Below are 12,646 nucleotides of genomic sequence, written 5' to 3'. Positions count from 1 at the left end.
GAGAGTGCGAACGCTGTCACCAGAAGCGCAAGCCCTGCCCTCCGCATCAGAACCGGAACTGGAAGCCCATGATGAACTCACGGCCGGCCAGCGAGGTGCCGCAGGCGCCGTTCTGGTTGGCCTGAATGGCCACGCACGGGACCTGGTCCTGGGCGATGAAGATCGGATGAGCGTTCACGTTGAAGATGTTGTTCACCGCGGCGAAGATTTTCACGCCCCTGTAGACCTCGACCTCGCCGCGCATCTTCCAGATCCAGAACGGATCCTTCTGATAGACCGTCGTGCTGCGGATCTGGCCCGGGAAGAAAACCGGGGAAAGGCTCTCCTCGGTGTTGTACCACATCGGACCGCGCAGAATGCCGAGAAGCTGGAAGTTCCAGGGTATTCTGGTGCCGGTCTGGCCGAACTGCGTGCCGATATCCATACCGTACTGGTTGATGCGCGTGGCCATGTTGGAGCCAGCCGCCGCCGGCGCACCATAGTCGACCATCTTGAAGTTGTAGTAGCCGTTGCCGAAGACCTTCCAGTTCCAGCTCTCCTCGAAGGGCAGCTTGAAGCTTCTCACCAGGTCGGCCTCAGCCTGGAACTCGAGGCCCTGGACCACGATGTTGGCCGGATTGTTCTGATAGATCTGGATCGTGCGGCCGCCGACAGAGGAGGCCGTAACCGCCGAGATGCGATTGGCAATCGTGTTCTGGAACACCACGGCATCGAAGCGGCCACCATCCCAGGTGAGGGTGGTCCCCGCCTCCATCTGCTGAGCGGTTTCCGCGCTCAGTCCGGGATTGCCGAAGATCGTCGTGCCAATTGGCGTGATCGTGAAGTTGGCGCCGAGTTCGGTAGCCGTCGGGGCGCGGAAGCCCGTCGAAGCGCCCGCGCGGAAGCCCAGCCAGTCGGTCGCCTGGAACGTCGCTCCGGCCATCCAAGTCGTGACCTGGTAGTTGGTGCTGCCGGCGATCAAGGTCGGCGAATAGGGCGTCCAGTCGAGCGCCGTCGTGCCAAAGGTCTGACGGATGCCGCCACGTACGACGAGACGGTCATCGATCAGGCTCTGCGAGTCTTCCAGGTAGAAGGCGAAGACGTTGTCCGTCTGGTTGTTGTCCTGCGGCGAGGTCTGCGTCACCGCCGCGCCACCCACCCGGTTGCGGTCGGACCGCAGCCAGCTTCTTTCCCAGTCGACGCCGACCAGAAGCTGGTTGCCTTTCCAAACATTGAAGCTCGGCTGGAAGCGCGTTCCCACGACGTCGAGCTGGCGCCGGTTGTAGTCGGTAAAGGTCCGGTTCGGGATGGTGTTGAGGGCGCTCAGCGGTGAGGGATTGTTCAGCGCGTCGACATCGTTGACGTAGTAGGCCTGGAAGAAATAGTTGGCCACCTTGTCCGGCGTGTTGCCGGTGATGCTGATATCGAAAGACGCATTGGTGCGGGTATCGAAGGCGAAGATGTTGGCCGCCGAACCACGGAAGCCGGCATTGTAGATGCCGTCCGTGCGCGCCGTCATGTCGATGCGGTTGTTTTCGTTGATCTGATAGCCGAATGCACCGGTGGCGCTGAAGCGGGTCCAGGCCGTGTTCTCTTCAGACTTGCCGCCGGGAATGGCGTAGTTGTTGCGCGTGCTCGACGCAACGCCACCGTAATAGTCGAAGCCGCCCTTCGTGACACCGCCATACTGGCCTTGGCCTTCGAAGAGATCCCAGGAGCCGGCGGAGCCCTCGATGAAACCACCGGGTGCGGTGCGGCCATTCTTAAGGATGATGTTGATGACACCGCCCATGTTCTGGCTGCCGTAGACCACGGAGCTGGGTCCACGCACGATCTCGATGCGCTGGATATCAGCATTCGACAGTTTGGAGACGTTGGCCGTGCCAGCGCGATGGCCATTGATCAACACGAGCACCTGGCTGCGGAAATCGCGGCCCTGGCCCTCGGTCTGCGCGCCACGGATATTGATCGAGGTCTGACCGGGCGTCCATTCGCTCATGAAGCCCACGGCGTTTTCCGACAGGAGTTCGGCGACCGAACGCGCTGTCGACTTCTCGATGCGATCCTGGTGGATGATCTGCACCGTGCCGGCAATGCGATTGATCGGCTCGTAGCGGCCGGTCGCGGTGATGAAGCCTTCAGGCAGCGTATGCGTGGCGTCCTTCGCCGGTGCTGGCGTCGGCGCCTGCCCTTGCGACTGATCCTGGGCGATGGACGGGACCGAGGTGAAGGCAATGCTCCCCCAGACGAGCGAGGCATAGAGCCGGTTCATTTATTCCCCCAAACAAGAACGGCAGTTCTTCTGAAAATGTCGAGACGAAAGCCCTGGCTGGTGCGCTTAGCCTTGCTGGCGAGGTGCGCATGCAGAAGGGTGCGGCGTTCATCGGCGCCGGACCAACCGAGACGGGTGGCCATCCAATGCGCGAGCTGGTCGAGGTCGGATACGATGCCCGTGAACGTCCAATCGACGAAGGCCGCTTCCTGCGGCCGCGACGCTGATGACAATCCCCGCATCACGATATCGATGCCGGGCGTCTCGTCCTCGCGATGCCACTCCGACGGCAGGCATCCCGCGAAGCATAGGCCCTTGGGGCCAGCATGCGCCGGCACGACCCAGACGATGGTGTTGCGAGCCCAAGCCCGGCAGCGCGCGAGAAAGGCTTCGGGCTGTTCGAAGAACGCCGGCATGGTCGCTGCGAGCACCGTGTCGTGTGCAGCGGTGGCGACATCCGCCTCTGCCCAGCCGGCCTCGACGACGCGCGGCGGGTTCTTCAAACGCACAAGACGACGACGCATTGTCGGTGACGGTTCGACGGCCGTCCATGGCAGCGCCGGATCACGCAGAGCCGCGCCAAGCTGGCCGCCGCCGGCGCCGACATCGAGCAGCTCGCCGACCGTGGGCACCATGCGACGCACCAGCGGCGCGATCTTTGGCACGTAGTCCGACGCGTCGATCGCCGACGCATAAAGCTCAAGCGGGTCGAGAGTGATTTCAGCGTGCATTTACGAAACTTCTAGTATGTTATGTTATAACATAACTATCACTCGAAATCACAAATGGCGATGAGTAAGCGCTTGTGGTGAAGCATAAATTCGTCACGTCAGACTCGCGGCGTACGTCTCGACGTCACTGCGAACCGTAGCCTTCCCGTGTCGTGCCGCTTCAGGCGGCCGACGACAGATCGGTTGCTACATCGGAACACCCCGCCCAATGCGTTCGCGCGTGACCGCGGCTGGTGGCAGGTCTCCTGGCTTGCGGGTCGCAGCCTTCGCCCGCCTTCCCAGGAACCTCACGGTGCCCAGTGGCATCTTGGTCGAAAGCTCGCCGCTCACAGTTGCGGGGGCAGCCACGGAATTGCTCGCCGAAGCGAACGCACCGCATTCCCTATTGATCCCTTGCGGGAACCACCGCCGACTGTTCTGGCAGTGGAGCTGAAATGCGTCAAGGCGTCAGCGTGTGAACACGACGTCCTTGAGGTCGCTGCGTACCTCCCAGTGGTGCCGCTCCAGTTCGGGATCGAGATGCTCCTCAGCCGGAAAGCCAAGACAGAGATAGGCGACGAGGCTCCAGCCGGCCGGCACGTCGAGTACGCGCGTCACAGCTTTGGGATCGAGAATCGAAACCCAGCCCATGCCGATGCCGTCGGCGCGCGCGGCGAGCCACAGTGTCTGGATCGCCGCGACGACCGAGTAGTGCAAGGTCTCCGGCATGGTCTGTTGACCGAGCCCGCTGCCGCTATGGGTGCCATCGTCGGAAAAGACAGCAAGATGCACGGGGGCTTCCTTCAGCCCGGCGAGCTTCAAGCCGGCATAGATCGCGTGCTTCTCACCGGCATAACCAGCCAATGCCTTCTCGTTGGCTTGCGTGAAGCTCTCGACTACGGCGCGCCGACGATCAGGTGAATCGACATGGACGAACCGCCAGGGCTGGCTGAGCCCGACCGACGGCGCATGGCTTGCGATTTCGAGCAAGCCGTCGATCCGCTCGCGCGCCACCGGATCGGTGCGGAAGCGTCGCACATCGCGCCGCCACAGAACGAGATCGCGAAACTCCTTACGAAAGGCGGCGTCGAAGTCGGGTGTCATGTCTGCCATCTATCGATTGCGTGAAAGAAAGTGCCACTCACCGAACGACGGCGGGCCCCCGCTTCAGCAACGGCACCACCCGTTGCATCGCGGCAGTCGACCAATGGTTCATCACCCACCGACTGGATGCTGGCATAATGGAACTCATGTCCCGCGATCTCGGTTCCGGCATTTCCCAAGACATTATCGGCCAGAAGCTTCGCACGGCGATAGCCGAGATGGAGTCGTCGCTTGGCGAAGGACGATTCGAGCCGCAGTAACCCCGCCATCGCATGATGCACGCCGCCGGCATCTTCGAGCCCCTGCCCCAGCACCATGTAGCCGCCGCATTCGCCATGGATGGGCACCGACCTGGCCGCGTGCGCGCGCAGACCGTCCATGAACCGATTGGCGGCCGCCAAAGTGCCTGCATGAAGCTCGGGATAGCCACCGGGCAACCACACGGCGTCAGCGCTGGCGTCGGGCGCCTCGTCGGCTAATGGCGAGAAGGGCACGATCTCGGCGCCAGCCATGCGCCAGCTCTCGAGCAGATGCGGATACATGAAGGTGAAGGCGCGATCCTGCGCCAACGCAATCCGCTGCCCCGGCGGCGATAGTCCTGCGGTGCTGCCTGCTGCGGGCAGTGTAGCCGGTCGTGCGGCGGCCTCGATGGCAGGGAGATCGAGCGAAGCCTCGACAGTGTCGGCAAGCACGTCGAGGCGTTGGGGAACGTCGGCCATCTCGACAGCCTGCACCAGACCGAGATGGCGTTCGGGCAGAGCGAAACGATTGTTGGTCGCGATGGCGCCGAAGAGCTTCAAGCCTTCGCGCTCCAGCGACGGCGCGATCGTGGCGAGATGCCGGGGACTGGCCACGCGATTGAGGATGATGCCGGCCACGGTGATGTCATCGCGATAGCGCGCCAAGCCGGTAGCGACAGCCGCGGCGGTCTCCGCCTGCCCCGATACATCGAGGACCAGCACGATCGGCCAGCCCGTCAATGCTGCAAGATCGGCCGTTGCACCGCGTGCGGTCTGGCCGACAGACGCGACGCCGTCGAACAGGCCCATCACCCCCTCGACCACGACCAGGTCGGCGGCGTGGCGCTGCACCAACCCCGCGAGCGTCGGCGGCGCCATCGACCAGGTATCGAGATTGAAGCTGGGCTTGCCCGCCGCCACGCCATGGAAGGCGGGGTCGATATAATCGGGGCCACACTTGAAGGTCTGCACGACATGGCCGCGGCGGGCGAGCGCGCGCATCAGGCCCAACGCGATGACGGTCTTGCCCGCGCCGGACCGGGCGGCAGCAACGATGAAGCCGCGCGGGCCACCGCTCATTGCCAGCCGACCATCGACGACAGGAGCTCCTTGCGCAAACCTGCAATGGCGCCAATGACAACAATAGAGGGCGAGCCAATGCCCTCGCGCGAAGCATCGGCGGCAAGCGTGCCCAACGTGCTTTCGACGACTCGCTCGGCGCCGGTCGTCGCGGATTGAATGAGAGCGGCCGGCGTGCCGGCGGAAAGCCCGCCTCGCGCCAGGGCGGCTGCGATCTCCGGCAACTGTGCCATCGGCATGTAGAGGATGAGCGGCTGGCCAAGCCGCGCCAGTGCCTCCCAATCGGCGGCAGAGCGGCCATCCTCGGCGCGATGGCCCGCCGCCAGTACCACGGCGTGGTTGGTGTCGCGCGAGGTCGCAGGAATACCGACAAGAGCCGTGCCGGCGAGGCCAGAGGTAAGGCCCGGAATCACGCGAAAGCGAATACCCGCTGCGTGGAGCGCCAACGCCTCGTCCCAGCCACGTCCGAAAACGAAAGGATCGCCGCCTTTCAAACGCAGCACGCGACGTCCAAGGCGCGCCCGCTCAATCAGGATTTCATTGATATCGCGCTGGTGCGGGGATGGCCGTCCACCGCGCTTGCCGACCTTGATGAACTCTGCGTCCGTTCGCGCGAGCTTCAGAACTCGCGCATCGACCAGCGCGTCGTGGACGATATCGTCGGCCTTCGACACAGCATGCCAGGCCAGGACCGTGAGCAGGCGCGGATCGCCGGGACCGGCACCGGCCAGCCACACTTCGCTTGCCGGGAAATCGGGAAGATCGGGGAAATCGTCGAGGATCATACGCCACGACCACGGAAACGGCGCTGATAGGCGGCGTCGTAGAGCGCGCTGTTGCGGAAGTCGCGCGCGCCCAGGACCTTGCCGACCACGATCAACGCCGTGCGCTCGATCGGGTTCTTGGCCACCTCAGCGGCGATGGTGCCCAGGGTGGCGCGAATGATGCGCTCATCCGGCCAGCTCGCGCGGTAGACCACAGCGGCCGGACAGTCGGCGCCGTAGTGTGGCACCAGTTCGGCCACGACCTTGTCGAGCACATGGATCGAAAGATGGATCGCCAAGGTCGCGCCCGTCGCGCCGAACGCCTGCAGGGCTTCACTCGGCGGCATGGCCGATGCACGGCCCGAGGTGCGCGTCAGCACCACCGACTGCGCAAGCTCCGGCAAGGTAAGCTCCTGGCCGAGCGCAGCGGCGGCGGCGGCAAAGGACGGCACGCCCGGCGTGATCGTGTAAGGAATGCCCTCTTCGTCCAGGCGGCGGAGCTGCTCACCGAGCGCGCTCCAGACCGAGAGATCGCCCGAGTGGAGCCGCGCCACGTCACGCCCCTGCTTGGTGGCCGCACGGCACGCCGCCACGATCTCATCGAGCGACATCGGCGCGGTATCGACGATCTCCGCTCCCGGCGGGCAATGATCGAGCAGCGCCTGCGGCACCAGCGAACCGGCGTAGAGGCAAACCGGGCAGCGCGCGATCAGGTCACGGCCACGCACCGTGATCAGGTCGGGAGCACCTGGGCCCGCCCCGATGAAATGAACAGTCAACGTCCTTCTCCAATAGCAATGGCGCAGGTCGCGCGCTCCGTGGCGACGCGTGTGCCGAGCAGCCGACCTTCACGGCCTGCCACTACGAGCGCCGACGCCTCCGCGATCGACGGCAGCCCCTTGGCTTCCAGCACGAGTTTGGATCGCGTGAGCACGCGGCCTGCAACCTTGTCGAGATCGAGCGCCGTGCAGGCGACCAGCTTCACCGAGAGCCGCTGTGCCGCCTCTGGAAACGCAGGCTCCCTCGCCTTCTCCGACTCGGTGGCAATGGCGTCCAGCCGTTCGACAGCAAGGTCGAACATACCGAGCGCCATGCGCACGACCCGCTCGATTTCGTCGGCTGACGTATCTCGCCGGCATCCCACACCCGCCACGATCATGGCTTCCTCGCCCGCCACTGGGTGACGGGAGTTGCGTGACGCCAGACGAAGACATTGCCGGCGCCGGCGTGGCCAGCTTTGGCGACCTGCAGCCGCGTGATCTCGCCACCATGCTTCTGGAAGCAGTCGATCAGCCGCGCCTCCGACTGCAGCGACACAGCATTGGCTACCAGACGCCCGCCGGGTTTCAGGGCAGTCCAGGCGGCGTCGAGCAGGCCGGGATCGGAGAGGCCACCGCCGACAAAGATCGCATCGGGTGTCGGCAATCCTGCAAAGGCCTCCGGTGCGGCGCCCCGCACGATCTGCAGGTCGGGTGTGCCGAGTGCTGCAGCATTACGGGCAGCACGAGCGGCTCGCTCCGCACCCTCCTCGATGCCAATCGCGCGCATCGAGGGATGACGCAGCAGCCATTCGATGGCGATGGAGCCCGCGCCCAGTCCGACATCCCAAAGAAGCTCGCCCTGTCGGGGCGCCAGCGACGAGAGCGTCACGGCGCGGATGTCACGTTTGGTGAGCTGGCCATCGTGCTCGAACAGCGCATCGTCGAGGCCAGGCGCCAGGGTCACGACTTGCGCCTCCGCCGAGGCGACGACGTCGAGAGCAATGATGTTGAGGGGCACGACGTCGGTGAAGGCGAAGGCGTCAGCCGTCGTCGTCCGCACGCGTTCCTTGGGTCCGCCGAGTGACTCCAGCACCGTCAGCGTCGAGGCCCCCATGCCACGCGCCACTAAAAGCGCCGCAAGCTTCGCCGGCGTTCCGCCATCCCACGACAACGCCAGGAGACGCGCCCTGGGCTGAAGATGGCGCACGACATGCTCCAGGGCCCGCCCATGCAGGCTCACGGGGGTCACGTCCTGCAGCGACCAGCCGAGCCGCGAGGCAGCCAAGCTGAAAGACGAGGGATGCGGCAGGCAGATCGTTTCCTCGACGGCAATCGAGCGCATCAGCATGTCGCCGACGCCGTAATGAAACGGATCGCCGCTGGCCAGCACCGCCACGGGCCGACCGCGCTGCTTTTCGATTTCGGGCAACACCTTGCCGATCGGACTCGGCCAGGACACCTGGCGGCCACGGATCAACTCGCCTGCCAGGGCAAGGTGACGCTTGCCGCCAAGCACAAGTTCGGCCGAGGAGATGAGCTGCCGCGCGACTGGCGACAGACCGGCCACGCCATCCTCACCGATCCCGACAATGGACAGCCAGCGCGTCGCCGGGCAGGTTGCGCCCTCAGCCGTCATCGATCGATCCTGCAATGCGCGTTCTCATTCTCGGCGGCACCACAGAAGCCGCGTCGCTTGCCCGGCAGCTCGCCAACGGCACCCACTTCGAGGCGACTCTGTCGCTGGCTGGCCGCACATCGGCGCCCGCCGCTCAGCCGCTGCCGACGCGGATCGGCGGCTTTGGCGGTGTCGAAGGTCTGGTGCGCTATCTCGAAGCCGAAAAGATCGAGACGGTTGTCGACGCCACGCACCCCTATGCCGCGCAGATGTCGGCGCATGCCGTTGCCGCCTGCCGACAGACCGGCCTGCCGCTTGCGTCGCTGACGCGCGCGCCCTGGACCGAACAAGCTGGCGATCGCTGGCAGCATGTGTCGAACACCGAAAGCGCCGCGATGGTCTTGGGGGAACCTCCGCGTCGCGTGTTCCTCACCATCGGCCGCCAGGAGCTTCCCGTCTTCGCGTCCGCGCCGCAGCACCACTATCTGGCGCGCCTGATCGATGCACCCAAAGGTGAACGCTTGCCGCCCGACTTGGTGCTGCTTCAGGCACGCGGACCATTCGACCTCGCGGCCGAAACGGCGCTGATGCGCGATGAGCGGATCGACGTGGTGGTCTCCAAGAATGCCGGTGGTGACCCGACTTACGCCAAGATCGCCGCGGCCCGCACCCTCGGCCTGCCGGTGATCATGATCGCGCGACCTGACAAGCCTGCTGGCCATGTCGTGACCAGTCCGGCGCAGGCCGTTCAGTGGCTCGATCATGTGCGGCGCTCGCTGCGCGGCGTGTAGATCCAGCGGCCGACCTGCCGCGTGGTGCTGGCGCCGATGATCACCAGCGTCCGCATATCCGCCACGGATGCATCGGCTGCACCGAGCGTCGTTGCCACGACCTTGGCCTCGGCTGTGCCCGCCGCCCGCACGAACAGCACCGGCGTGGCGGCATCCTTCAGCTTGCGCAGCAGATCGAAAGCCTGGCCGAGCTGATGCGGCCGCGCCTTGGAGGCGGGATTGTAGAGCGCGATCACAAAATCGCCTTCGGCCGCCGCCGCCAGACGCCGTTCGATGGTCGTCCACCCCTTGAGATTGTCGGACAGCGAGATCGCGCAGAAATCGCCGCCGAGGGGTGCGCCGACTTCCGCCGCCGCCGCCAGCATGGCCGTCACGCCGGGCTCGACCTTGATGTCGAGCGTCCGCCACGCCGGATCGCCAGCCTCGACGGCCTCGAACACGGCCGCCGCCATGGCGAAGACGCCGGGATCGCCGCCAGATACCACCACGACCTGCCGGCCCGCCGCGGCCAGTTCCAGCGCGTGACGCGCACGGTCGAGTTCGACACGATTATCCGAAGCGTGGCGGCATTGATCGGCGCGGATCGCCGGAACGCGATCGAGATAGGGTCCATAGCCAACGAGATCGGTGGCGCGATTGAGGGCGGCGCGCGTAGCCGGTGTCATGAGGTCTGCCTTGCCCGGCCCGGTGCCGACCACGACGAGCGAGCCGGTCACAACGCTCTCCCTTGGCCGGGAATCAGGATCATCGCGAAATAGGCGCCAGCGGGCTCACCACACTCGGCCAGCGGCAGGATGCGTTCTTCCTGCATGGTGCCGCGCTCGACATAGACGGCGCGCGACAGCAGGCCGGCCGCCTCGACGGCGCGTCGCACCTTTCCCAGGTTGCGGCCCACTTTCATGATCACCGCGGCGTCGGTCAGACGCAGGCGATTGGTAAGTTGCGTCTCCTCGAGCGTCCCCGGTAACACGGCGAGCGTGTCATTGCCCCAGGTGATCGGCAGATTGGCGCGCGTCCAGCAGCCGGACATTCCAGTGACGCCTGGCACGACCTCGACCGGGAAATCCGCCGCCAGCCGCCGCCACATATGCATGAAGGAGCCGTAGAAGAACGGATCGCCCTCGGCGATCAGGCCGATCGATCGGCCTTGTTTCAGAAGCGACGCCAGCCGCTCCGCCGACTCGCGATAGAAACCCGCGATCAGGCTCTGATAGTCGGGATGCTCGGCCGGGATCTCATCCGTGACGGGATATTCCAGCCGCAGTTCGGTCCGTCCCTCACCCATCAAGGGCGCCACGATGCGCCGGGCGTTACCCTGCGAGCCCTTCTTGGCGAAGAACGCGACGATATCGACCGCGCGCACCAGTCCGGCGGCGCGCAAGGTGAGATAGCGTACGTCACCCGGCCCGACCCCAATGCCATAGAGCGTGCCGGCTTTGGCAGTACCGGCGAGACTGTCGAGGCTTGTCATTCGATATCGCTGGCGAGCGCGTTGACGGCAGCCACGGCCATAGCGCTGCCGCCTTTGCGGCCGCGCACGATCAGGAACGGCACGCGACCATCAGCCGCCAGCGCTTCCTTGGATTCCATCGCACCGACGAAGCCTACCGGCAGGCCGATCACGGCCGCGGGCTTAGGGGCGCCGGCGTCGAGCATTTCGAGGAGGCGAAACAACGATGTTGGCGCGTTGCCGATCGCAACGACGGCGCCGGCCAGGCGGTCACGCCACAACTCCATCGCTGCGGCCGAGCGCGTGTTGCCAATCTTCCGCGCCAACTCCGGCACTGTAGGATCGTCGAGGGTGCAGACAACGTCGTTTTGGGCAGGGAGGCGCGAGCGCGTGATGCCGTTGGCCACCATCTTGGCGTCGCACAGGATGGGCGCACCGTCTCGTAGGGCCTGCCGTGCGTCCCGGGCGAAGGCCTCGGACATCGCGATATCGCGCACGATCTCCGGCATGCCGCAGGCATGGATGATGCGCACCGCGACGCGCTCCTCGACGGCATCGAAGCGGCCGAGGTCCGCTTCAGCACGAATGATCGCGAAGGAGCGGCGATAGATTTCCGCGCCGTCCCGAACGTAGTCGCGTGGCTCAGCCACAGAATGCCTCCGAGAATATCGACTCGAGATCGTCGGCATCGACCAGCCGTTCGACCGGTCCTCGCGTCGTCGCATGACGTATCACTTGATACCGACCGGCATTGCCCACCAGCACGAGGTCCGACGGCGCCGACCGCGCGCATCCCTTGGCGCAGCCCGAGACATGGATGGAGCCTGTGAAGCCTTTTGCCGAGGCAAGCCTGGCCATGCGCCGTGCATCGCCGCGCGCATCGACGCTGCTCGACGTGCAATCCGGTGCGCCGGGACAGGCTTCGATCCGCAGGATGGGATCGTCGTCGCGCACGATCAGGCCAATTGTCTCCGCGCCGTCCAGCAGAGCGCGTCCTGCTGCATCATCGCGGACCGCCATGTAGAGCGTGCGCCACGGCGACAGGCGCAATTCACGTGCGCCCGCTGTTGCTGCGAGATCGGCAAGACGGTGGAGCTGGATCGCCTCGAGACGCCCGAACGGTGCGGCAATGCCGGCGCCGCCCTGAACGAGACCGAGAACGCGGCCGCCGGTCGTCTCGAAGGATGGCAGCTTTGAGAGCAATGGCGACACGGCCGCTTGCACCCGAGCCTGATCCACTCCCGCTAAATCGCGCAAGCGGCGGTGCGGTGCGCAGTCGAGAAAGGCATGCATCACCGTCGAAACCACAGTCACCGCCGCGTCCGGCGCACACGCTCCCAGCCAACGCGTACCCTCGCGTGTATCGAGGCCGACGGCGAAGTTTTTGCCAACAGCACGCAGGCAGATATCGGCACGCTCGCCCGCGATGGAAACCGGGCCACCATCGTCGATCGACAGGCCGAACTTCGTCGGGAGGTCGAGCAAGCGCCGGTCGCCGGCGAGCAGCGCTTCGACGGCGATCGCGATCCTGCGCACGTCCGATCCGACACCGGCAAGCGGCGCCACCATGACGTTACGCACAGCTTCCGTTTCGGCATCGCTGTCGACGAGCCCCAGGCGGCCGAGTTCGGCCTGCAGCTCGGCCAGAGCCTCTTCCTCGAGGCCGCGGATCTGCAGATTGGCGCGGCGCGTCAAGTCGATATGGCCGTTGCCCAACCGCTCGGCGAGATCGGCCAGGGCCCGCGCCTCGTCGAGCGAAAAGACGCCGGTGCGCGGACGCACGCGCACGATCAGCCCGTCGCCGCTCTGCATCGGTCGCAGAACGCCGGGGCACCATCCCTTTACGTCGCTTCTGGCTTCTATGGCCGCTGCCATGCTCAT

The 12,646-nt window shown here is 65.6% G+C and carries 13 protein-coding genes and 1 riboswitch; of the genes, 1 reads left to right on the top strand and 12 read right to left on the bottom strand.

Translation table 11 applies throughout. The annotated features are described in order from the left end of the window. Positions 1 to 46: 46 nt before the first annotated feature. The 8 genes from EPO50_RS15930 to cbiE all read right to left on the bottom strand — a co-directional run bounded on the left by EPO50_RS15930 (position 47) and on the right by cbiE (position 8,545). Entirely contained in the window at positions 47 to 2,251 is a 2,205-nt protein-coding gene (locus EPO50_RS15930) for a TonB-dependent receptor (protein WP_296345710.1), read from the bottom strand. Next, positions 2,248 to 2,982, bottom strand: a complete 735-nt coding sequence (locus tag EPO50_RS15925; RefSeq protein WP_296345708.1) for a methyltransferase domain-containing protein — start codon at positions 2,980 to 2,982, stop codon at positions 2,248 to 2,250. Before EPO50_RS15925 ends, EPO50_RS15930 begins: the two co-directional genes overlap by 4 nt. Positions 2,983 to 3,199: 217 nt before the next feature. After that, positions 3,200 to 3,404: riboswitch (cobalamin riboswitch) on the bottom strand. A gap of 25 nt (positions 3,405 to 3,429) precedes the next feature. After that, positions 3,430 to 4,074 carry a 5,6-dimethylbenzimidazole synthase gene (gene bluB, locus EPO50_RS15920; protein WP_296345706.1) on the bottom strand — a complete coding sequence of 215 codons (645 nt, stop codon included), beginning with the start codon at positions 4,072 to 4,074 and terminating at the stop codon, positions 3,430 to 3,432. Continuing rightward, positions 4,062 to 5,384, bottom strand: a complete 1,323-nt coding sequence (locus EPO50_RS15915; RefSeq protein WP_296345704.1) for a cobyrinate a,c-diamide synthase — start codon at positions 5,382 to 5,384, stop codon at positions 4,062 to 4,064. The genes bluB and EPO50_RS15915 overlap by 13 nt, the downstream gene beginning before the upstream one ends. Further along, on the bottom strand, positions 5,381 to 6,169 hold the full coding sequence (cobA, locus tag EPO50_RS15910) for a uroporphyrinogen-III C-methyltransferase (RefSeq protein WP_296345702.1): 789 nt from the start codon (positions 6,167 to 6,169) through the stop codon (positions 5,381 to 5,383). The genes EPO50_RS15915 and cobA overlap by 4 nt, the downstream gene beginning before the upstream one ends. After that, positions 6,166 to 6,927 carry a precorrin-4 C(11)-methyltransferase gene (cobM, locus tag EPO50_RS15905; protein WP_296345700.1) on the bottom strand — a complete coding sequence of 254 codons (762 nt, stop codon included), beginning with the start codon at positions 6,925 to 6,927 and terminating at the stop codon, positions 6,166 to 6,168. The genes cobA and cobM overlap by 4 nt, the downstream gene beginning before the upstream one ends. Further along, the gene (locus EPO50_RS15900) at positions 6,924 to 7,325 is read right to left on the bottom strand and encodes a cobalamin biosynthesis protein (RefSeq protein ID WP_296345698.1); all 402 of its coding nucleotides are present in this window, start codon (positions 7,323 to 7,325) and stop codon (positions 6,924 to 6,926) included. Before EPO50_RS15900 ends, cobM begins: the two co-directional genes overlap by 4 nt. Beyond that, on the bottom strand, positions 7,304 to 8,545 hold the full coding sequence (gene cbiE, locus EPO50_RS15895; protein ID WP_296345696.1) for a precorrin-6y C5,15-methyltransferase (decarboxylating) subunit CbiE: 1,242 nt from the start codon (positions 8,543 to 8,545) through the stop codon (positions 7,304 to 7,306). The genes EPO50_RS15900 and cbiE overlap by 22 nt, the downstream gene beginning before the upstream one ends. A 14-nt stretch (positions 8,546 to 8,559) precedes the next feature. On the opposite strand from cbiE, the gene EPO50_RS15890 reads away from it, so the two are divergent. Then, entirely contained in the window at positions 8,560 to 9,315 is a 756-nt protein-coding gene (locus EPO50_RS15890; RefSeq protein ID WP_296345694.1) for a cobalt-precorrin-6A reductase, read from the top strand. Here the strand turns inward: EPO50_RS15890 and cobJ are convergent. From cobJ to cobG, 4 genes are read right to left on the bottom strand one after another with little or no spacing between them, the layout of a single operon-like run. Beyond that, positions 9,285 to 10,031 (bottom strand): precorrin-3B C(17)-methyltransferase, encoded by a 747-nt coding sequence (gene cobJ / locus EPO50_RS15885; protein WP_296345692.1) that lies wholly within the window; start codon positions 10,029 to 10,031, stop codon positions 9,285 to 9,287. The genes EPO50_RS15890 and cobJ overlap by 31 nt on opposite strands. Further along, complete coding sequence (locus tag EPO50_RS15880; RefSeq protein ID WP_296345691.1) at positions 10,028 to 10,786, bottom strand: precorrin-2 C(20)-methyltransferase; 759 nt, start codon at positions 10,784 to 10,786, stop codon at positions 10,028 to 10,030. Before EPO50_RS15880 ends, cobJ begins: the two co-directional genes overlap by 4 nt. After that, positions 10,783 to 11,415, bottom strand: coding sequence for a precorrin-8X methylmutase (locus EPO50_RS15875; RefSeq protein WP_296345688.1), 633 nt, complete (start codon positions 11,413 to 11,415; stop codon positions 10,783 to 10,785). The genes EPO50_RS15880 and EPO50_RS15875 overlap by 4 nt, the downstream gene beginning before the upstream one ends. After that, positions 11,408 to 12,646, bottom strand: coding sequence for a precorrin-3B synthase (cobG, locus tag EPO50_RS15870; protein ID WP_296345685.1), 1,239 nt, complete (start codon positions 12,644 to 12,646; stop codon positions 11,408 to 11,410). The genes EPO50_RS15875 and cobG overlap by 8 nt, the downstream gene beginning before the upstream one ends.

It is taken from the genome of Reyranella sp., assembly GCF_004297405.1.
Lineage (GTDB): Bacteria > Pseudomonadota > Alphaproteobacteria > Reyranellales > Reyranellaceae > Reyranella.
Note: the sequence above shows the minus strand (reverse complement) of the source record. Positions and strands in the feature narration are given on the sequence as shown.